Annotated in this window: 18 protein-coding genes and 1 riboswitch; of the genes, 16 read left to right on the top strand and 2 right to left on the bottom strand. The window is 54.9% G+C overall.

The window, feature by feature from the left end; genetic code table 11:
• Positions 1-61: 61 nt before the first annotated feature.
• From JC200_RS04195 to JC200_RS04185, 3 genes are read left to right on the top strand one after another with little or no spacing between them, the layout of a single operon-like run.
• Positions 62-1,588: a spore germination protein gene (locus tag JC200_RS04195; RefSeq protein ID WP_274434926.1), complete on the top strand. Its 1,527-nt coding sequence runs from the start codon at positions 62-64 to the stop codon at positions 1,586-1,588.
• 52 nt (positions 1,589-1,640) lie between these two features.
• Complete coding sequence (locus JC200_RS04190) at positions 1,641-2,768, top strand: GerAB/ArcD/ProY family transporter (protein WP_274434925.1); 1,128 nt, start codon at positions 1,641-1,643, stop codon at positions 2,766-2,768.
• Positions 2,765-3,961 (top strand): Ger(x)C family spore germination protein, encoded by a 1,197-nt coding sequence (locus JC200_RS04185; RefSeq protein WP_274434924.1) that lies wholly within the window; start codon positions 2,765-2,767, stop codon positions 3,959-3,961. Before JC200_RS04190 ends, JC200_RS04185 begins: the two co-directional genes overlap by 4 nt.
• Here the strand turns inward: JC200_RS04185 and JC200_RS04180 are convergent.
• Positions 3,958-4,179: a CLC_0170 family protein gene (locus JC200_RS04180; protein WP_274434923.1), complete on the bottom strand. Its 222-nt coding sequence runs from the start codon at positions 4,177-4,179 to the stop codon at positions 3,958-3,960. The genes JC200_RS04185 and JC200_RS04180 overlap by 4 nt on opposite strands.
• Before the next feature lie 396 nt (positions 4,180-4,575).
• Positions 4,576-4,863, bottom strand: coding sequence for a hypothetical protein (locus JC200_RS04175; protein ID WP_274434922.1), 288 nt, complete (start codon positions 4,861-4,863; stop codon positions 4,576-4,578).
• A gap of 36 nt (positions 4,864-4,899) precedes the next feature.
• On the opposite strand from JC200_RS04175, the gene JC200_RS04170 reads away from it, so the two are divergent.
• The 13 genes from JC200_RS04170 to JC200_RS04110 all read left to right on the top strand — a co-directional run bounded on the left by JC200_RS04170 (position 4,900) and on the right by JC200_RS04110 (position 20,142).
• Positions 4,900-5,358 carry a PaaI family thioesterase gene (locus JC200_RS04170; protein WP_274434921.1) on the top strand — a complete coding sequence of 153 codons (459 nt, stop codon included), beginning with the start codon at positions 4,900-4,902 and terminating at the stop codon, positions 5,356-5,358.
• A gap of 47 nt (positions 5,359-5,405) precedes the next feature.
• Positions 5,406-5,505, top strand: a riboswitch (purine riboswitch).
• A gap of 173 nt (positions 5,506-5,678) precedes the next feature.
• Positions 5,679-7,151: a purine-cytosine permease family protein gene (locus JC200_RS04165; protein WP_274434920.1), complete on the top strand. Its 1,473-nt coding sequence runs from the start codon at positions 5,679-5,681 to the stop codon at positions 7,149-7,151.
• A gap of 159 nt (positions 7,152-7,310) precedes the next feature.
• A complete protein-coding gene (locus tag JC200_RS04160; protein WP_274434919.1) occupies positions 7,311-7,544 on the top strand; it encodes a hypothetical protein in 234 nt (77 codons plus the stop codon).
• Positions 7,545-7,625: 81 nt separating this feature from the next.
• Positions 7,626-9,533: an ABC1 kinase family protein gene (locus tag JC200_RS04155; protein WP_274434918.1), complete on the top strand. Its 1,908-nt coding sequence runs from the start codon at positions 7,626-7,628 to the stop codon at positions 9,531-9,533.
• A 206-nt stretch (positions 9,534-9,739) separates the two neighbouring features.
• The gene (locus tag JC200_RS04150) at positions 9,740-10,921 is read left to right on the top strand and encodes a CaiB/BaiF CoA transferase family protein (RefSeq protein WP_274434917.1); all 1,182 of its coding nucleotides are present in this window, start codon (positions 9,740-9,742) and stop codon (positions 10,919-10,921) included.
• On the top strand, positions 10,914-12,107 hold the full coding sequence (locus JC200_RS04145) for an acyl-CoA dehydrogenase family protein (protein WP_274434916.1): 1,194 nt from the start codon (positions 10,914-10,916) through the stop codon (positions 12,105-12,107). The genes JC200_RS04150 and JC200_RS04145 overlap by 8 nt, the downstream gene beginning before the upstream one ends.
• On the top strand, positions 12,092-12,886 hold the full coding sequence (locus JC200_RS04140; protein ID WP_274434915.1) for an IclR family transcriptional regulator: 795 nt from the start codon (positions 12,092-12,094) through the stop codon (positions 12,884-12,886). The genes JC200_RS04145 and JC200_RS04140 overlap by 16 nt, the downstream gene beginning before the upstream one ends.
• A gap of 525 nt (positions 12,887-13,411) precedes the next feature.
• Positions 13,412-15,094, top strand: a complete 1,683-nt coding sequence (locus tag JC200_RS04135) for an ABC transporter substrate-binding protein (RefSeq protein ID WP_274434914.1) — start codon at positions 13,412-13,414, stop codon at positions 15,092-15,094.
• Positions 15,095-15,185: 91 nt separating this feature from the next.
• Positions 15,186-16,175, top strand: coding sequence for an ABC transporter permease (locus JC200_RS04130; RefSeq protein ID WP_274434913.1), 990 nt, complete (start codon positions 15,186-15,188; stop codon positions 16,173-16,175).
• The gene (locus JC200_RS04125; RefSeq protein WP_274434912.1) at positions 16,172-17,137 is read left to right on the top strand and encodes an ABC transporter permease; all 966 of its coding nucleotides are present in this window, start codon (positions 16,172-16,174) and stop codon (positions 17,135-17,137) included. Before JC200_RS04130 ends, JC200_RS04125 begins: the two co-directional genes overlap by 4 nt.
• 4 nt (positions 17,138-17,141) lie before the next feature.
• Positions 17,142-18,149 carry an ABC transporter ATP-binding protein gene (locus tag JC200_RS04120; RefSeq protein ID WP_274434911.1) on the top strand — a complete coding sequence of 336 codons (1,008 nt, stop codon included), beginning with the start codon at positions 17,142-17,144 and terminating at the stop codon, positions 18,147-18,149.
• Entirely contained in the window at positions 18,127-19,089 is a 963-nt protein-coding gene (locus tag JC200_RS04115; protein ID WP_274434910.1) for an ABC transporter ATP-binding protein, read from the top strand. The genes JC200_RS04120 and JC200_RS04115 overlap by 23 nt, the downstream gene beginning before the upstream one ends.
• 33 nt (positions 19,090-19,122) lie before the next feature.
• Positions 19,123-20,142, top strand: a complete 1,020-nt coding sequence (locus tag JC200_RS04110) for a LacI family DNA-binding transcriptional regulator (RefSeq protein WP_274434909.1) — start codon at positions 19,123-19,125, stop codon at positions 20,140-20,142.
• Positions 20,143-20,219: the final 77 nt, after the last annotated feature.

Here is a 20,219-nt window from a genome sequence, read left to right as displayed (position 1 = left end):
AAGTCAAACGTCGACTGTTCGCTTCGATCGTGCGGAACTTTGCAATAATTTGGAGAAAAACTTGGCGATTTTCGAAGACGCACTTGGCGGCAATGTCGATTTGTTAATACGGAGATTTGTGATTCAGGTGCGCAAAAGCAAGATAAGTTGTGGATTAGTGTATCTGGACGGGGCCTCTTCAAAATCGGACCTGAATGATATTCTGCGTGCACTCATGATTGGGATGGACACGAGTATTCAGTCAAAGGACTCGGTAGTTAACATAGTTGTTTCACAGTGCATTCCTTACGCTGACGTCGCAATCAAGGACACTGCTGTAGGGGCTGCAAATTGGTTGCTGTCAGGTAACTCAGTGCTCTTCCTAGACGGCGTTGCTTCTGCCATCGGTCTGAGTACCCAGGCTTTCAAAGAAAGGTCCGTCGAACAGCCACAGACAGAACAAGTGATTCAGGGGTCCAGGGAAGGCTTCATTGAGTCAATCGGTACGAATGTGTCCTTACTTCGAAAACGAATGCGTTCAAGTAACCTTCACATAGAACTGATACAGTTGGGCGAAGAAACTGCAACGAACGTCGTCTACTGTTACATGAAAGGCATCGTGAACCCTGACCTCGTGGATGAAGTCCAGCGTCGCTTGCAGGGCGTCAAAACTGACGCGATATATGGAGCTGGATACCTGGAGCAGTTTATCGAAGACAATCATTACTCACCGTTTCCACAAATACAAAACACCGAAAGGCCGGACAAGGCGATTGCAGCCCTGCTCGAGGGGCGCGTCGTAATTATTGTTGACGGCACACCGTTCAGCCTCATCGTCCCAGCTGTGTTCTCCCAGTTTTATCAAACTACCGAGGACTACGATACACGTTTTCTCATGGCGAGCATGATTAGAGTCATTCGGGTGGTTGCGCTCCTGTTTTCTTTGATTTTCCCTTCCTTGTACGTTTCGCTAATTTCCTTTAATCCCGAGATGATTCCGACAAAGTTTGCGGTAGCAGTCGCAGGTGGGCGTGCGGGCGTGCCGTTTCCGGCCATTGCAGAGATCTTCGGGTTGGAATTAATCATGGAAATTCTCCGTGAGGCGACCATCCGTCTGCCCCAGCAGATTGGCGGCGCATTATCTATCGTAGGTGTCCTCGTCATCGGCCAGGCAGCTGTGCAGGCAGGCTTCGTGAGCCCGATTACTGTCGTCATTGTCGCCCTCACTACGATTGGGTCTTTTGCCACACCAGCCTATAATGCAGCCATCGCATTACGTATGCTGCGCTTCCCGCTGATGATATTAGCAGGCATGTTTGGGCTCTACGGTGTCATGGCCGGATTGATTCTCATTACAAATCACCTCAATGCTTTGGAGTCGTTTGGCGTCCCGTACTTGAGCCCCGTTGTTCCAACCTCCGCATCAGGTTTAAAGGACACGGTTGTGCGCATGCCGGTGTGGTCAATGAAAAAACGTCCGCAGCAGCTCCATACGCAAGATACAACACGCGTGGACCCGGCCCCGCAGGGGGGGCATGGGAGACCGTTGTCACCCATTCGTGATAAAAGCGAACAGCAACGGAACCTTCGCAGAAATCGGCAACGCTAGCCGCGTTTTCCGCAGGCCGGAACCTGAATGTCTTGGGAAGGGAGTCCTGAGCGTGAACAAGCCGAAGACTGTCACCCAACTTCAGTTGGGGATGAGCATCGGTACTGCGATCATTGGTGTAGGCATTCTTGCTTTCCCGCGGATCACGGTGACCTTAGTGTCGACAGGCGCGCCGTTGACCACGCTCATTGCGGTGTTTGCGGCGGTTCTTGGCGGACTCATGCTAGCGTACTTGGGGAATAGGTATCCGGATGAAACCATTTACGAGTATGCGGACCACCTCGTCGGAAAGTGGGTTGGATCCATCGTTCTCCTATTAATAGGCAGCTATTTCTTGGAACTTACTGCGCTGGCTGCCCGTGAATTCGGCGAAGTTGTTGTCACTTCCGTACTTCCGAGGACGCCAGTTCCAGTCACGATTCTCGTCATTCTCATCCTCGTAGTGATTGCGTCACGCAATGACATCGCCAAATTTGTGCGCATCCTGACTTTTTACATGCCGATTGTCTATTTCCCAGCTTTAGTAATTGTAGTGCTTAGTTTAAAGAGTGCCCGGGTAGAGAACGTCATGCCCGTACTAGGGTTATTTCATGGTGTTAGCTTCCAAAACATCGTGGTGTCTACGGGTGTCGTGACGGCCCTGTTTCAAAACTTCATGATTACTGGATTGATTATTCCGTTCATGTATCAACCAAAAAGAGCCTGGAAAAGCACAACTCTCGGCATTGTCGTCGCAGGCTCGTTATACATCATCCTCATTTACTCAACTCTGGGTGTGTTCGGACTGGAAGAAATAAAGAACCTACTGTGGCCCACGCTTGAACTGGCCAAGACTGCCGCACTCCCTGCTTTCTTTGTCGAACGGTTGGACCCCGTGTTTCTCGCCGTGTGGGTAACTGCAGTATTCTGCGCGATGTTTGCGGCTTACTATCTGTCCATCAAAGCCTTCAGTCATATCTTTCGCTTTCAGGACCACCGTGCATTGGCTCTCATGGGGCTGCCTGTTGCACTTGTCTTGTCACGGCAGCCATCAAACATCGTGGAGTTGTATACAGTCGTGAAGAATATTGGCCTGGCTGGATTGCCGCTAACCCTAGGTTATCCACTCGTTTTGACGGTGCTCTCGCGGTTTAAAACCCATCAACCGCAATCAAAGCGTAGAGGGGTTGGCGCCGCATGATGAAACATTGGGTACGTCTCGTCGGCGCAGTCCTCATCCTAAGCCCCTTCGTGACTGGTTGTTGGGATCGGCTTGAAATTGAAGACCGGGGAACCATTCTGGGGTTGGCCATCGACCCCGCTGGAAATGACGTGGAGAGTGCCACCGGAAGTTATGCGCAAGGAGAAGGAACCGGGTACAAATTAACAGCTCAAATCGCGATTCCTGGACGTATTCCACTGGGACCTGGGGAAGGAACTTCGGGATCAGGATCACAACGCCCCGTGTGGGTGGTCAGTACCACTGGGAAAACCATTAGTGACGCCATGAACGCTATGCAAAAGGAACTGGCGGATAAACTGTTTCTAGGACACCTGAGAGTTATTATCGTGAACCAATCTTTGGCGAAGTCACCGGGTTTACAAGACATACAAGATTTTTTACGCAGGAACGCCGAAATCCGGAGACTGGCTTGGCTCCTGTTATCCACAGGAGATGCAAACGAAGCGATGGAGGCTGCCCCGAAATTGGAACGGGTGCCGACTTTGTACTTGGTGGGCACAATGGACCACGCCGTTGAAATGGGCAAATTGCCAAATGTGTTTCTGGGGAATTTCTGGTCTGTTCTGTCGTCTAAAGGGCAAGAGCCCGTATTGCCCATCATTTCTGTGAGAGGGGAAGACCGCATTGAAACGGAAGGCTTAGCTATCTTTAGAGGGACCAAGATGGTTGGTAACCTCGGACCGCTTGAAAGTGCTGCATTCATGGAAATCATGGATCAACGTAAGGCAGGCTACGGTGCTGCCATCCCAGTACCTGGGGATGAAGCGCATAGTATAATCATCAAAGGTTACGACCGTAAAACAAAGATCAAGCTACGTGTCGCGCATCACAAATTATCGGTCGATGTATACTCTCGGATGGAAGCGAATATTGAAGAAAGAACCGGGAATGTCGCCGTAGATTCTGTGATATCACAAGTTTCCGCTGAGACCAGTAAGTTTCTTACACAGGGCCAGGACAAGTTGATTCAGAAAACGCAGGACCTCGGGGCAGACATATTTGGCATTGGTGAGTTTGTGCGGGGCCAACAGCCTGAATACTGGCTTCACGACATCAAGACTCGTGAGCAGTGGGACGCAGTTTATGCCCGCTTGCCGATTCGAACCCATGTCAAAGTGTACATTCGTCGACAGGGAATGTCCGCGCACTAAGAGAGCCAATCGACAACTTGTAAGCCCATCATCAGGACAGCGCCGCCGAGCATGTACACATAAGCCGCCCCACGGCTGAACTTGGCTTCGCGGTGGTGAGCGGACTTTTGCTTGAACATCTTATAGTCGACGAAATACACAACGACTCCTGTGATTAGAAATATCAATGCGACTAGGTTGGCATCGCTCATCAAGAACAATTGTATGACAAAGTCCATCCCGGATTCCCTTTCCATGCATTATATGCCGCAAACTCGAGCCACACCATGTGCACACTGCACCATCGTCTCAACAATCTAGTTTGCCTGCAGAGGTTCTGCTGCAAACAGTCAAGGTCCTGAGTTTTCATCTGTTGTGGTAGCTTCTGTTCTGAATCTGCTCCTCTATGGCTCAGCGTGTTCAGTGTTCTCTGAATGTCGTCGGCTGATACCACAGACATGTATACGACGAACCGTCGGCATTGGGGCCGACAGCTATAGTGTTTTCCCTTTTTGCCACAATAGCGACCGCTGGGTAACCTACGGGACCGGAGGTGCTGTCATTGGCAACTCCGGCCTCGATTGCTTTCCCTCACACCTTCACTGGTCTTGTCGTCCCGCGCTCGACATTCCCGTTTACCACCAGTACCCCCACGGCCATAACCACCAAAGCGCGAAAAGTGGAAAGAAAGCGAATGGAAACCATGCTTCAACCACGTCATTGTCAGGAACTTGGTTGTCGCAGAGCACACTTATCTCGTCGGTATCGACTGTAGAACTCGCCAATCTCGTCGTCCGTCCAACCGGACGCACGACAATGCCATCATCCGTCATCGAATGTAGGATGCCATGGTGCATCCCGTCACTGGTCCGAAAGACAACATGCTGTCCGATAAAGCGCGAGCAGTGTCCACGTGTGACCATCAATTGACCTCCTTTCGTCGGACGAGGTGGCTGTCGTTGGCGAAAAGACAGCCGCTAAGGTTGTATCCCCCGAATGTGCCGCCACTGTACCCGGGAGGCACCTCGCCCTTGCCCTCCACCGTGATGTCCGATCATATGAACGCCAGTCTAATGACGCTTGGACGATCGCCTTATTTCTGGGAACGAATATTTGGTAGGGGAATCACTCACGGCGGCGTCGCTAGCTCCATTCTCGACGAGGCGACAGCATATGTGACGTCTTTCATGGGCACTGTAGCGTTGACTGCACAGTTGCAGGTTGACTTTCGAGATCCGATACGAATCCGCGAACACGTCGAGGTAGCGGCGCACGCGACAAAGGTGACGCGGCGAGTGGTTGAAGTAGAGGCTTTTGTTTACGCCGTGGATGGCGAGTTGAAGGCATGTTCGCAGGCCAGAATGCTGATTTTGTCTGAACAGCAAAGGCAGGAAATGGGGCTGGCGAACCTGCCATAACCCTGCTAGACAAGCTGTTGACCAAAATTGCCGAGTCCTGTATGCTTTTGTCGTAATCCAAGAGACCTCGTATAGTGCCGGGAATTGGCTCGGCAGTCTCTACCAGGCGACCGGAATCGCTTGACTACGAGGACGTTCGGTTCATGAGTTGGGAGAACAGGGCAATTTGCCTTCACTTGTGGCAGGTCCAAGCCTCGAGGCGGTGGCGATTCCTTGACATCACGGTTTTCCCTGACCATGCACTCGGCGCCTCCAGTCTGCGTCCTTGTCGCCACTGGAGTTATCGAGTGTTTTTTTATTATTCGAGGGGAGAGACCAAAATGGGCAAGGCTGTTGCCTCGCAGGCCTCAGTTGAGCAGCGCGACGGCGCATTTCAACTTGAGACCGAGGGTACGGGGGTCATCGCTGAAAGTCGGCGGCACGGGGTACCACGGGAATTATTCTTCGTTTGGTTCGCAGCGGTTCTTACCTACACAGGCGTCGTCACAGGCCAACTGTTCACCGCGATGGGCCTGAACGTCTGGGAAAGTCTGCTCGTCGCAGTCCTTTGTTCTTTGTCGTTCGCTGCGCTCGGCTATGCGTCTTCCACTGGACCTCGCGGCGGCACGGTCACACTGACCATCTCCAAAGCAGCGTTTGGCGTCCGTGGCGCGCGCGTCACGGCGTTTTTCAGCTGGATCACGGCCGTCGGCTGGGAGAGCGTCACCATGGTACTCACGGTGCTAGCGCTCTTGAGTCTCGCACAGTTCGCCGGGCTACCGTCTTCTGGCGCGGGTCCGACTGCCATCGCAATTGTCATCACGCTCCTGCTCACGTACTCCGTGCCTTTCCTTGGCCACGCGACGCTGGTTACGATGCAACGGTGGTTGTCGTTTTTACTCGGCATCTGTGTCCTGCTCGTCGTTGTCGCGATTCTCCCACACGTCAACTGGTCGTTTGCTCCGCCGGTGAAGGACATGTGGGCTCAAGGGCCGGTATGGACTACGCTGTTCGCGCTGTCGATTGGGCTTGCCACGACATTCTACGGTTGGGTGAACTTCTCCGCTGACTACTCGCGTTACCTGCCGACAAAGACACCAACAAAGAAAATTGTCGGCGTGACGTTCGCGAGCGGTGGCATCGCAAGTTTTGTGATGATGGGCGGAGGCATCTTGCTCGGTACGTTTATCAATGGGAATGCGTTCCTCGCGAACCCTGTCATGGCCATTGCAAAAGCCGTCCCGACTTGGGCAGCGGTTCCGTTCCTCATCGCGGTTGTTGTCGGCGACATTACTGCCAACTACTTGAACGCCTACAGTTCTGGCATGAGCTTCTTGTCAATGGGCATTAAGATCAATCGGTACTGGGCAGTTGTGATTGATGGCGCCATCTGCACCGTGCTCGCTATTTACTTCCTCGCGACGGACTTCGTGTCGAAGTTCCAGAACTTCCTCGACCTGATGATTGTCTTCATCGGCCCGTGGGCCGCGATATACCTGATTCACCACCGCCTCGTCGGCGGTAAGTACGACGCTGCTGGACTTGCCGAAGATGGTCCTTCATCGAGTTACTGGTACACCAACGGGGTCAATTGGCGCGCAATGATTGCTTGGTTCATTGGCGTCGTCGCCACTGCACTGACGGTCAACAGTTCCATCGCGCAGTTGAATAAATATACATTGTCAACCGTGGTGTTTGGCGGCGCCGATTTGACAGCCTTCACTGCTCCGATTGTGACAGGCATTGTCTACTTCTTGATTGCAGGTCGCCCGCAGCGCGCGGGTGCCGCATTCGCGAAACCTGTGCAGGAGTGAGTAGAGGAGTTTCCGTTTTGCAAGTGGGCTCTGCCGCGTCGTAGCGGTGGAGCCCTTTGCGTATCGTCTGTGGTCTACTTGGACTGGGTCAAGAAGCGTTTGACACCGCCGCAATAGAGAGGTAGTTTAGTGACAGAAAGATGTGGGAGGGTGATTGACATGTTCTTTCGTCGCCGCCGCCATTGCGGCCTGTTTCAACTGCTGTTGTTGCTCTTGGGCGTGAAGGCTGTGACGCATTCCCGTCCCCACCTGACAGACGAGGGGCGCCAAGAGTACCGAGCGAAGGCGCGCCGGTTCCGAACGAAAATGAGAGAAGCGTATGCGGTATGGGACGACGAGGAAGCAGATGCTGAGGAGTCGACCGGGACCGACGAACAGCAAGACAAAGACTGACGTGTTTATCAAATGCGCCGTAAAACCCCTTGCTTTAGCTCGCCTTTAGGCATGGGGAGTGATCACCAGAGGAGCATCGTCGTGGCCACACAGCTAGGGCGGACCCTGCGGATTTTTGCGCTTGCGCTCGGACTCTATCGAGACTACCGCAGAATTCGCAGGGTGACCCGCCGTTTCCAAGGCGCCGAGCGGTCACAGCGTTTAGCGGAGGCGTACGGTCGGGCAGGTCGCCGCGTACGCGCCGCAGCCTTTGACCTCAAAGGGCTCATTGTGAAAGTTGGACAGTTTCTGAGTGCGCGGACAGACGTCTTGCCCGCAGCCTTTACGCGCGAACTGCGGCAACTTCAGGACGAAGTGCCGCCGTCTGCGTTTGAACCGGTGCGAATCTTGCTCGAACGTGAGCTAGAGGGTCGCATCGAAGATGTGTTTCCCGTGTTCAACACGACAGCGATTGCATCGGCATCACTTGGGCAGGTCTACAGAGCGCAGCTGCCGGATGGCGCAGACGTCGCTGTGAAGGTGTTGCGCCCTGGGATCGAACGCCTTGCGCAAGTTGACCTGTCAGCGCTGCGCAAAGTGGTCTGGGTGTTGCACCGGTTTACAAAGTTCGGTCGGCGTATGAACCTGTGGCAGATTTACCTCGAGTTTACGTCGATGGTCTACGAAGAACTCGATTACAAGCACGAAGCAAGCAACCTCAAGCGGTTCGCCGAGAACGTGGCAGTTCACCCACGAATCGTTGTGCCGCGCGTGTACGAGGACGTTTCTACAGACAGCGTCTTAGTGATGCAGTTCATCGAAGGTGTCAAGGCCAACGATACGGATGCTTTAGCCCTGTGGGGCGTCGCGCCGACCGGGGTTGTCGAAATGCTGCTGGACAGCTACCTGCGGCAGTTGCTTGAAACCGGGCTCATCCACGTCGACCCGCACCCAGGCAATCTCTTGGTGCTCTCTGACGGGCGGCTGTGTTTTCTCGATTTCGGGATGATGACTGACCTCCCCAAGGCGGATGCGAAGTCTTTTGCTCGACTTGTGCAAAGTCTCCTGCAGCGAGATTTTGCAGGTGCCGTCACCGCGGTGGACGAGCTGGGTTTTCTTCAGCCACACGCCGACCGCGCGTTTTTGCAGCGGGCGCTCGCGTTCATGCTCGACAGCTTCAACAACGTGCAGCTGCACGCAGGACCGGAACTTGACGCTTTCCTGGAAGAGTTCAACGACTTCCTTCTCGATGAGCCCATCCAGATCCCGTCAAAGTACATGTTCCTCGGCCGTGCGCTTGGCATGGTCATCGGCCTCATCAACACGTTGGCGCCTGACCTTGAATGGGGACCCTTGCTGCGCGAACGCGCTCTGCCGTTCGTCGCACGCCTTGGCCGTGACGGCGACGCCGAGACCCCGCGTTGGCTGACGCCAATCGCGGATTGGGTCGCGGACACCTTTGGACAAGCAGCTTCTGAAGGGCTGAAACTGGTTGTCAATCAAGCGGGGGGCCTGGCGCGCCTCGGACTGCGTCTGCCCGGACGTCTCGACCGGACCTTGGACAAACTGGAAACGGGAAACTTACAGGTCCGGCTCGATCTCGATGATGCGCTGTCCCGGATGGAGAGTATGGAGCGGCTGTTCGCTCGGTTGACGTGGCTGTTGTTCAGCGTCGTGGCCGGGCTTGCGGCTGCGTGGCTGCAACATCGGGCGTGGCTTTGGCAGGCCGACGTGGCGTGGGCGCTGACCGGCGTCGGTGTTGTCATCTGGTTTGGGACTTGGCTTCGCAGAGGTAACACAGAAGGCGCACGCAGGAATCGTAGGCACGGCGCGCGCGGCCGCAATATGAACTCTGCCCAGCGCCGCGGTCCTGGGCGGACCGGTGGCAGGCGACCGCACGGGAATGGTCCGGACCGGACTTCAGCTAGGCAGGATGCTGCGAGTGCGAGTTCAATGGAACAGGGCGAGCGCACGGAGACGAATTCGGCATCGACGGGCGACCAGGCATAAACGACGCGCAGTCGTCCCGAATGAGGTTTTGAAACGCATTTATGTTAACTCGGCGGATTTTACACCGCCGAGTTTTTGCGTTGAGGACGTACTACATGTTTCTCTTGCCATCTATCTGAAATTTAGCTAACATTAATTATAGGAATTTAGTTCCGATTATCGGAATTAAAAAGGAAGACGAGCAGACTGGAGAGGGGTGGAAACGGTTGCTTCCACTGTCAGGGGTGCGTGTTCTGGATTTTACCCGCGTACTGGCCGGGCCATTCTGCACCATGAACCTCGCGGACCTCGGGGCAGACGTGATTAAAGTGGAGTCTCTCGCTGGCGACGAGACACGCGGTTGGGGCCCGCCGTTCGCCAGTGGGGAAAGCGCCTACTTCTTATGCGTGAATCGCAACAAGCGCTCAATCGCGATCGACCTCCAGACAGAGGCAGGGAACTCTGTGGCGCGTCGATTGATCGCAGAAGCTGATGTTGTCCTGCACAACTTTCTACCGAAGTCCGCAGAGAAGCTGGGCCTCTCGTATGAACAAGTCCGCAGTATCCGCCCTGATGTCGTTTACCTCGCCATTTCCGGTTATGGGCAGGCGTCTAGCCGACCAGGTTACGACTATATCCTGCAGGCGATGGGAGGACTGATGAGCATCACAGGACATCCCGCTGGACAGCCGATGAAAGTCGGCGTTGCTATCACTGACCTGTTCACCGGGCTGTACGCGACCGTTGCCGTGCAAGCAGCGCTCATTCACCGCACACAGACGGGGATGGGCCAAGCGATTGACATGGCGCTCTACGACGCGCAGATTGCGATGCTCGCCAACGTCGCAAGCAACGTTCTCATCGGTGGCAAAGACGCACAGCGGCTTGGCAACGGACACCCAAACATTGTCCCCTATCAGTTGTTTCAGACGAAGGACGGCGCTGTGATTGCGACGGTCGGGAATGACAGGCAGTTTCGCAGTTTCTGCGATCACTTGGATTTGCCGAAGCTCTACGAAGACGAGCGCTACGCCACCAACCCTGCCCGGGTGGCAAACCGCGACAACCTCTGTCCTCTGCTTGAGTCGCACATCGCAGCGCTTGAAACAGACGACGTCCTCTCGCGACTGGAACGGGCCAGCGTTCCATGTGGGCCTGTGCGCACTGTCGCAGAGGCACTGTCAGCGCCAGAGACCGCCGAACGGGATTTAATCTGGGAAACGGTGCACACACTGTCCGGACAAATTCGCCTCGTCGGTAGTCCGCTCAAGCTGTCTGAGACACCGCCTGAACTGCGCCTGCCGCCGCCAGTACATGGCGAACACACAGCGGCAATTCTGCGCGAACTTGGTTTCAACGACACGGACATACAGTCCATGCAAGCGAAAGGGGTTATTGTCCATGATTGATTTCTCTCTCAGCGCGGAACAACTCGAACTGCAGTCGATGGTACGCAAGTTTACGAAGGCGGAGATTTCGCCGTTCATGCAACAGTGGGACGAGGACCATCACTTTGACCTCGGCGTTGTCAACAAACTGGCCGACCTCGGTTTGATGGGCGTCTGCATTCCGGAGCAGTACGGCGGGGCCGGTATGGACTACAATGCGCTCGCGATTGTCTGCGAGGAACTCGAGTACGGCGACACCGCATACCGCACGGCCGTCTCCGTGCACACCGGTCTCAACAGCATGACACTTTTGCAGTGGGGCAGCGAAGAACAGAAGGAACAGTACCTGAAGCCGCAGGCGGAAGGCAAGAAGGTGGCCGCATTCGGGTTGACCGAGCCAAACGCAGGGTCCGATGCGGGGGCGCTCCAGACTCGAGCCATCAAAGATGGCGACAGCTACATCTTGAACGGGGCGAAGATTTGGATCTCGATGGCCGACTACGCGGACAACTTCCTCATCTTTGCGACAGTTGACCCGGACAAGAAACACCGCGGCATCACGGCGTTCATTGTCGAGCGGGAGTTTCCGGGCGTCACGACGAGGCCGATTAAGGGAAAGCTCGGCATTCACGGCGGCAACACCGGCGAGGTCATTCTCGAGGATGTGCGCGTGCCTGCAGCGAATCGGCTTGGTGAAGAAGGAGAAGGGTTCAAAATTGCCATGTCTGCCCTCGATAACGGGCGCTTCACTGTCGCTGCCGGAGCAACGGGACTCACGCGCGCGTGCCTCGATGCGTCGGTGAAATACGCGCATGAGCGCCACACGTTTGGCGTCGAGATCGGCAAGCATCAACTCGTTCAGCAGATGATCGCCAAGATGGAGGCTGGCTACCAGACGTCGCAACTACTGGTCTATCGGGCTGGCTGGCTGAAGAACCAGGGTGTGCGAAACACGCGCGAGACATCGCTTGCTAAGTGGATTTCGTCGGACATCGCATTCGAGAGTGCCTCTGACGCCATTCAAGTACACGGCGCCTACGGGTATTCCAACGAGTACCCGGTCGAGCGCTACATGCGAAACGCCAAGGCGCTGGTGATTTACGAGGGCACCCGAGAAATTCACACCGTGATGCAGGCTGAGTACGCGCTTGGGTATCGCCAAGATAGACCGCTCAACAAGATGCTCCCGGCGTGGAACGGGCAGTGAATCGGCCGGGGTCCGAGCGCGCGCGGACGAGCCAGACGCTGGCACGTGGGCTGCAGGTGCTTGACTGCTTCCTGACAGGTGTCGAGCGCGAACTCGGGATTAAAGACTTGGCGGGTCGACTGAACCTGCCGCAGACCAACGTAGCGAGACTGGTCGCCACGTTGGTTGAGGCCGGTTACCTGGTGCAACAGCCAGTCACCCGTCAATACCGTCTTGGTCTTCGTGCGTACTTGCTCGGACTCAGAGCCAACCCGGCTGAGGAACTGCGTCGTATCGCGCATCCGGTGCTTGAGCGACTGGCCACGCAGACGGGGGAGACGGTGAGCTTGAACGTGATTGACCTGGCGAGTTTGGAAGGCGTGTGCATTGCTTCCATTGACAGCCCGGCGCAGATTAAACTGACGACTCGCGTCGGCAGCGTCCGGCCGTTGTACTGGGGGGCGACGCGCAAAGTGTTGCTCGCCTTTGCAGAGCAACACGACCAGGAAGCGGTGTTAGTACGGGCTCAGATTGACCTGTCTCCGGCAGAACTCACAAAGCTGCGGCGGGAGCTTGCGGAGATTTGCGAAAACGGGTTTGCTGAAAGTGTAGAGGAGTTGGATGAAGGGGCCTATGCCATAGCGGCCCCTGTGTTGTCGCCGGGTGGGGCCCTTCTGGCCGGTGTCGCCGTCGCAGGACCCGTATTCCGAAGAACAGAAACCGCGCGCCGGAGGTTCATCGACGCCGTGCTCGGGGCGGCAGGTGACATTGCGCGGCTCATCGCTCCCGGGTCAATCTGACACCTTGGCGTGGATTAACCGACTGGCCTCTGTTTGCCTTTTGCCTTTTGCGCGTACAGCCGAGGTCGGCTGCGTCGAAATGAGCTGCGAAATCGTCTCCGCCGTGGCCGTGTATGACGCAGCCTATGCCTCACTACAGACCCGTACAGGACTGAAACCACCCCGGCAGGACAAGGGCTGCCGCGTCTTTGTCTGCCATTTGACTGAATCCTCCGATCACATTCCATGTAAATGCTTCGTTTTCCACTGCAAAACCTTCCGCAACGCCTTTGTGTAGGGCTGCTTGGGCAGGTGTTTCGAAAATGATCGAAAACGATTTTAGCATACTTATTTTCCATTTCAGAGTAGATATTCGGGGTTAAACATCAGAAAAATATCAAAAATCGTGCTTGAAAGCGTTTCAGTTTAGTTATATGATGTACCCATTGTAACAAATGTCGGAATTTACGGGGGTGTCTAGCTGTTTTTCCGGAAAGGTTTTCGGAGATGGCGACAGATTCGGCCAAATAGGCAGGGGGGTTTCAAGTGTCCAAAAAGTACGTGCTTGGTGCTTTGGCGGCTACCACCATTTTGGGCGTTGTGGGATGCGGCTCAGCGGGAGCGAATCCTGGGTCAAACGGCACAGGAAATTCGTCGGGTGCAAAGACAACGGCATCTTCACTCACGATTGTTCCGAACGTTACAGCGAGTTTCTCTGATAACTTCAATCCATATGGCTCCACAAACATGGCAGGCACGCAGGGGAATATCTACGAAACCTTGTTTTACTTTGATGGCACCACGGGCAAGCAATTTAATTTGTTAGGCAAGAGCTTCGCGTTCTCCAACGGAAACAAGACCCTGACGGTACAGTTGCGTTCCAATGTCAAGTGGTCGAACGGAAAGACTTTCAGTGCGGCAGATGTCGTGTTTACCTTTAACGACCTGAAGAAGTATTCTGACGCCGACACAAATGGTCTCTGGCAGCAACTGACCAGCGTCACAGCTCCGAACCCCAACGAAGTCGTCTTCAATTTCAAGCAGGCCAACATCCCATTCGCAGAGCAGTACGTCCTCGGCGAAACTTTCATCGTACCGAAATATCAGTGGAGCCAGTACGGAGACCCGTCGAAGGTTGACATTACTTACAAGAAAGCCATTGGCACCGGACCCTATGTGCTCTCCTCCTTTTCGACGCAGGACTACAAGTTCGTCCCCAATAAGTACTATTACCTAGGGGTTCCCAAAGTACCTGTGCTCAATTACCCGGCGTTCGCCAGTAATTCCAGCGCTGACTTGGCGCTTGCCAGCGGACAGGTTCAGTGGGCTGGCGTAGATATTCCGAACATCCAAACGACCTATGTAAATCGGAATAAAAATAACCACTACTACTTTCCACCCAATGAGCCTGTGATGCTGTATGCGAACTTGCACAATCCTCTGCTCAGTCAATTAGCCGTAAGACAGGCGATGAACCTCGCAATCAACCGACAGACTCTGGCTTCCAAAGGCGAAAGCGGATATGAGATGCCGGCCTCACCGACAGGGTTGGTGTTGCCGCCTCAACAAGCGTGGCTCAACACCAGTTTGCCTTCATCGGCGCTCAAGTTTACCTTGAACGATGCGAAAGCGCAGCAAATCCTGAAAAATGCCGGTTTTCGGAAGGATTCGAATGGTATTTACGCGAAGAACGGGCAGGAGCTTAGTTTCACCTTAATCGCGCCGAGTGGTTGGAGTGACTGGAATGAGGACCAGCTGCTCATTTCTCAAGAGCTGGACAAAATCGGCATGAAGATTACCGTCCAGGAACCCACCTTCAGTGCCTATTACACACAGGTGAACCCCGGCTCTGGAAAGACGCCGAATTACCAGCTTGCCATGTCGTATACCGATACCGGACCGACGCCGTACCGCACGTACTATGACATGCTCGATTCGAAGGGCGCTTTTAACTTGGAGGGCTACAGCAACAGCCAGGTCGATCAACTGTTTAACCAGTTTTCCGCCACCACGAACACCGCGACGCAGAAACAGGTCATAAACAAAATTCAGCAGGTGATGGTGAATCAACTCCCTGTCATTCCACTGCTGAACGGAGCGTTGTGGTTCGAGTACAACAACTCTGGCTGGACGGGCTGGTCGAATCAGAGCAATTTGTGGATCGACCCATCGCCGTATACGTATCAAGCTGCCGCCATTGTGCTCGACCATTTACGGCCTGCAAAGTAGCCTGTGGTGTTTTTTTCTCTTGTGGGCGAGGAGACGGATTGCGATTGACCTCCTCGCCTTCGAATGATTCGTGGAGAAAGAAGTGGGATTCATGCGGTACTATCTCAACCGGGTCGGTTTCTTGGTCCTCTCCATCTGGGCCGCCATTACGTTGAATTTCATCTTGCCTCGGCTCATGCCAGGAGACCCGGCTGCCAGCATGATCGCGAAGCAGGCCGGAAATATCAATCCGAACGCTTTGAATGCGATCCGCCAGCAATTGGGCCTGTCGAATGGACCGATAATCGTCCAGTACTGGCAGTATGTTCAACACCTTGTGGAGGGGCGATGGGGAGACTCATTTCAGTACTTCCCTACGCCGGTTATCAACATCATCGCCAGTAGCCTCCCTTGGACTCTGGTGCTTCTCGGAGTCGTGACGGTCATCGCCATCATTGTAGGTACCCTGGCTGGGATTTGGATCGCGTGGCGGCGCGGGGGCGTAGCGGACAACGTTCTGCCTGTCGTGACCATGTTCGGCCAGTCTATTCCTGTATTCTGGCTGGGGCTGGTGCTGATTTACTTTCTCGCCTTCCGGCACCCGTTTTTCCCGCTCGCGCATGGCGTGTCGAACAACATCTCACCCGGTTTCACGGCGCCTTACATCAAGAGTCTCATATACCACGGCATCCTGCCCGGTATCGTCGTGTTCGCGAGTACCATCAGTGGCTGGGTTGTCGGTATGCGAAACAACATGATGTCCACCCTCGGCGAGGACTACGTGGTGTTTGCGGAAGCAAAAGGTGTTTCAACGCGCCGTCTGGTCTTCAGTTATGCCGCTCGTAATGCGATGTTGCCGCAGTTGACGTCGATGGCGATTGCGTTGTCTACCCTGATAGGCGGACAGATTCTCATCGAGCAGGTGTTTTCCTACCCGGGCATCGGATTCGCGCTCACGACTGCAGTGTCCAGTGAAGACTATCCGTTAATCCAGGGTATGTTTCTGATTATTGCGGTCGTCGCCCTGGTGTTCAACTTCATCGTAGACATTCTATACGGCTGGTTGGACCCGAGGGTAAGAAGGAGAGGTGCGACGTCGTGAGTGCAGAGACACCTGTCATTGCGGATGACAGCTTACCGGTCCAGAGCAGCCCGAAAAAAGGCCGATCAGGGACATCCGCATGGAGCGGGTTCTTTCAGGACCCCCGCGCGGCTACAGGCTTTGGACTTTTCATGGTGTTCGTGATTCTGGCCGTGTTTGCACCCGTCATCGCGCCGTATCACCCAGAAGCAACGACATTTGCCACCCTTCTCAAGCCATCGCGCGCCCATCTGTTTGGTACGACTTCGCTGGGGCAGGATGTGTTTTCACAGTTCGTTTGGGGTGCACGAACCACAACCGTCGTGGGCATCGGCGCAGGTCTCTTGAGTACACTGATTGCCATCCTCATTGGGGTTACGGCAGGGTATCGCGGAGGAGTGACAGACTCCATCCTCAATACGATCACGAACATCTTCTTGGTCTTGCCAGGTCTGGCGCTGCTCATCATTATCGAGTCGTATGTGAACAGTCAGTCGCCGTACACCAATGGCTTGATTATCGGAGTCACTGGCTGGGCTTGGGGCGCTCGCGTGATGCGGTCGATGGCGATGACGGTCGGCAGTCGGGATTATATTGCGGCTGCGCGATTGGCCGGGGCATCGACGTTTCGCATCATTTATGCAGAGATTGTACCAAACATGACATCCGTGATTGCTTCAAACATCATGTACGCTTGTCTGGGCGCCATTTTGGCGGAATCCGGATTAGCTTACCTCGGTTTCGAAGGCATGACATCGACCAGTTGGGGCGCGATGTTGTACTTGTCGTCACAGAACGGCGCCATGATGGTGGGTGCCTGGTGGTGGTTCATTCCGCCTGGATTGGGAATTGCGATGCTTGGACTGAGCTTCGCCTTGATGAACTTTGGTGTGGACCAAGTGACGAATCCACGTTTGCGGCGCGCAAAAAGGTCGAAAGCCATGCGGGCTGCGCTGAAGCAACTGCGGGAAAAGGGGGCGTAACGTCATGACCGACAACACACCGGTGCTGGAAATCGAGGATTTGTCGGTGGTTTATGCTTCCCGGGACGGTTTCGTGAAAGCGGTAGAAGACGTGAACCTGGTCGTGCACAAGCATGAGATTGTGGGCCTTATCGGTGAATCAGGGTCTGGGAAGTCCACAATGGCGTACGCAGTCATGCGCCTGCTCAAGGGGGACGCGATTGTTACCAAAGGGTCAATTCGCATCCTCGGCCAGGATGTGTACACATTGTCACGGCGAGAACTACGGAAGTTTCGCTGGACGCAAATGGCGATGGTTTTTCAAAGTGCCATGAGTGCGCTCAATCCAGTCCTGTCTGTAGAAAACCAGATTGTGGACACCTTGCTCGCACACAAGCCTGGCATGTCGAAGCGAGCAGCGCTTGAACGCAGCGAAGAACTGATGGACCTGGTACGCATTGACCGCAAGTACTTGAAAAGCTATCCGCACGAGCTGTCCGGTGGGATGCGACAGCGTGTCGTGATTGCCATTGCCATTGCGTTAAACCCTGCCCTCGTCATCATGGATGAACCGACAACCGCGCTCGATGTCGTTGTCCAGCGGACGATTCTCGATGAGATTCAGAGGATACAAGACCAAGCCGGTTTCGCGATACTATTCGTCAGTCACGATTTTAGTCTTGTGGCTGAGTTGGCAGACCGTGTGGCCATCATGTATGCAGGTCGACTCGTTGAGGTGGCTCCTAGTCGTTTGCTCAATCTTGGCGACGTGCACCACCCGTACACGGAGGGGCTGTTACGGGCGATTCCGGAGCTGACAGGCGACCATGTCACGATTCAGGGCATCAAAGGCCATCCTCCGGACCTGGTCAACCTCCCCTCCGGCTGCGCATTTCACCCGCGTTGCCCGTCTGCGGTGGATGTATGCCGGGTGGCACGCCCCGTCGCGACCCACGTGGGAGACAAGCTCATCGAGTGCCACTTGTTTCGTCGAGAGGAGGCGGTTGAGCATGGCTCTGGGTCCGCTGGTTGAGGTGAAAGACTTGGTCGTGCGGTTCCCGATTGGACGGGGTCAGGCAATTCGTCCGGTCGATCAGGTGAGTTTTTCCATTGAAGCGGGAGAGGTCCTGTCTTTGGTCGGCGAGTCAGGTAGCGGCAAGTCGACCATTGCCAAAGCACTGGTGCGAATGGTTGAACCTTCTGAGGGACAAATCATTGTCAATCAGCGCGATGTCACCCATGTTCGGGGCCGGCGCATCACGCAATATCGACGGGAAGTCCAGATGGTCTTTCAGGACCCATTTGGTTCTCTCAACCCTGTTCATACGGTGGAGCGACATCTCGCGTACCCGCTACGCAGACACAAAGTGTCCGGACAGGAGGGGGTAAGCCGACGCATAGACAAACTGCTGGAACAAGTTGGTCTCACACCCGTGTCGGAAACCCGTCACAAGTTTCCGCACGAATTGTCAGGGGGCCAACGTCAGCGCGTGGCGATCGCGCGAGCACTGGCTGTGAACCCCACCTTTGTGGTGGCTGACGAACCCATCTCCATGCTTGACGTGTCGATTCGAGCCGGTGTACTGAAGTTGATTGGCGAACTGCGAGACAACCTGAATCTGGCGTTCTTGTACATCACACACGACCTGTCGTCAGCCCGCTACATTGGCAACCGCATCATGGTGTTGTATGCCGGTTGCGTGATGGAACTCGCACCTTCTGCAGAACTTGTGCGCCGTCCCATGCATCCCTATACCCGCCTGTTGCTGGCAGCGACACCGGGAAACCGAGACAGGGGCCCGTTGCCAGAGACGAGCATTAGTGCACCCAATCTGGTTGAGGGAAGGCAAGGTTGTCAGTTTGCGAATCGGTGTCCGTTTGTGACAGACGTCTGTACGCAGACCAAGCCGCCACTGATGGAACTAGATAAAGGACATTTTGTCGCGTGTCATCATCCGCAAGCCACGGCTTAGGTAGAAGGACCGGAGGAAGAGAGGACCACCCACATGGCAAACATTCGAGATGTGGCGAGGAAGGCTGGAGTATCTGTGTCTTCCGTCTCTCGCGCACTCAACAACTACCCGGATATCAACCCGGATACCAAGTCGAGAATTCTGCAGGTAGCTAGGGATTTGCACTATGTACCCGCGGCGTCTGCCAAGCAGTTGGTGACCAAGCGCTCCAATACCATCGGTGTCTTTTACCCGGACCCGGAAGGTCCTGGTTTGAAACAGATGTACATCGTGAGCTTGCTTGACGAGTTCAAACGGGCAATGGGCACGTACGGGTTTGACCTGATGTTGTTCGCGAACACCAAGGCACCGTTTGACCAGGTCAATATGTTGGATCGCGTCCGTCATCGAGACGTCGATGGAGTTCTGGTGTTAGGTGACCCGGGAGAAGGAATCAGCGAGCTACTGTCATCCGCCATACCTGTGATGGGGGTCGATTATACGGTCGGTGGCCACCGTGTCGGTTCCGTGACTTCGGACAACCGCAGAGCAATGCATGACCTAGTCGGACGCCTGTACCGCAATGGCTATCGAAAGTTCGGGTACGTCACGGGGGCCCTCACGATGTCGGTGTCTGTAGAACGCTTACAGGGTTTCAACAGCGGGATGGCGTCGGTGAACTTGATGCCAAACCCGGGCTGGGTGGTATCCACCGCTTTCACACTCGAAGGTGGGCGGCAGGCTGCTGAACGACTGATTCGCATGGACAGTTTGCCGGAAGTGATTGTTTGTGCCGCCGATATCACGGCGATTGGTGTGCTGCAAGTGTTCGACCGAGAAGGCATCAGAGTTCCACAAGACGTCTCACTGGTCGGGTTTGATGATATCGAAGCTGCGACCTACGTTCATCCGCAGTTGACCACGGTTCGCCAAGATACACATCAACTAGGTACATTGGCAGCTCGGACCTTGGTTGACTTAATCGAAAACGAGGAACTCTTCACACCCCAACACTTTGTCTTGCCGACGCGGGTGATTGTGCGCGACAGCACACGACCTCTTCCCGAGGAGTGACGCAGGACAGAGATTGCAGCAAGTGGTGAGCGTGCAACGCAACCAGAGCCTAACTCTGTAACTCTACTGAAATGAGG

It is taken from the genome of Alicyclobacillus sp. ALC3 (assembly GCF_028751195.1).
Classification (GTDB): domain Bacteria; phylum Bacillota; class Bacilli; order Alicyclobacillales; family Alicyclobacillaceae; genus Alicyclobacillus_L.
This window is presented reverse-complemented; position numbering and strand designations above follow the sequence as displayed.

What these genes read in the sequence shown, in the direction of transcription:
- JC200_RS04185 (WP_274434924.1), top strand. Translation starts at nt 2,765, where the DNA reads ATGATGAAACATTGGGTACGTCTCGTCGGCGCAGTCCTCATCCTAAGC.
- JC200_RS04180 (WP_274434923.1), bottom strand. Translation starts at nt 4,179, where the DNA reads ATGGACTTTGTCATACAATTGTTCTTGATGAGCGATGCCAACCTAGTC.
- JC200_RS04175 (WP_274434922.1), bottom strand. Translation starts at nt 4,863, where the DNA reads ATGGTCACACGTGGACACTGCTCGCGCTTTATCGGACAGCATGTTGTC.
- JC200_RS04165 (WP_274434920.1), top strand. Translation starts at nt 5,679, where the DNA reads ATGGGCAAGGCTGTTGCCTCGCAGGCCTCAGTTGAGCAGCGCGACGGC.
- JC200_RS04160 (WP_274434919.1), top strand. Translation starts at nt 7,311, where the DNA reads ATGTTCTTTCGTCGCCGCCGCCATTGCGGCCTGTTTCAACTGCTGTTG.
- JC200_RS04145 (WP_274434916.1), top strand. Translation starts at nt 10,914, where the DNA reads ATGATTGATTTCTCTCTCAGCGCGGAACAACTCGAACTGCAGTCGATG.
- JC200_RS04130 (WP_274434913.1), top strand. Translation starts at nt 15,186, where the DNA reads ATGCGGTACTATCTCAACCGGGTCGGTTTCTTGGTCCTCTCCATCTGG.
- JC200_RS04120 (WP_274434911.1), top strand. Translation starts at nt 17,142, where the DNA reads ATGACCGACAACACACCGGTGCTGGAAATCGAGGATTTGTCGGTGGTT.
- JC200_RS04115 (WP_274434910.1), top strand. Translation starts at nt 18,127, where the DNA reads ATGGCTCTGGGTCCGCTGGTTGAGGTGAAAGACTTGGTCGTGCGGTTC.
- JC200_RS04110 (WP_274434909.1), top strand. Translation starts at nt 19,123, where the DNA reads ATGGCAAACATTCGAGATGTGGCGAGGAAGGCTGGAGTATCTGTGTCT.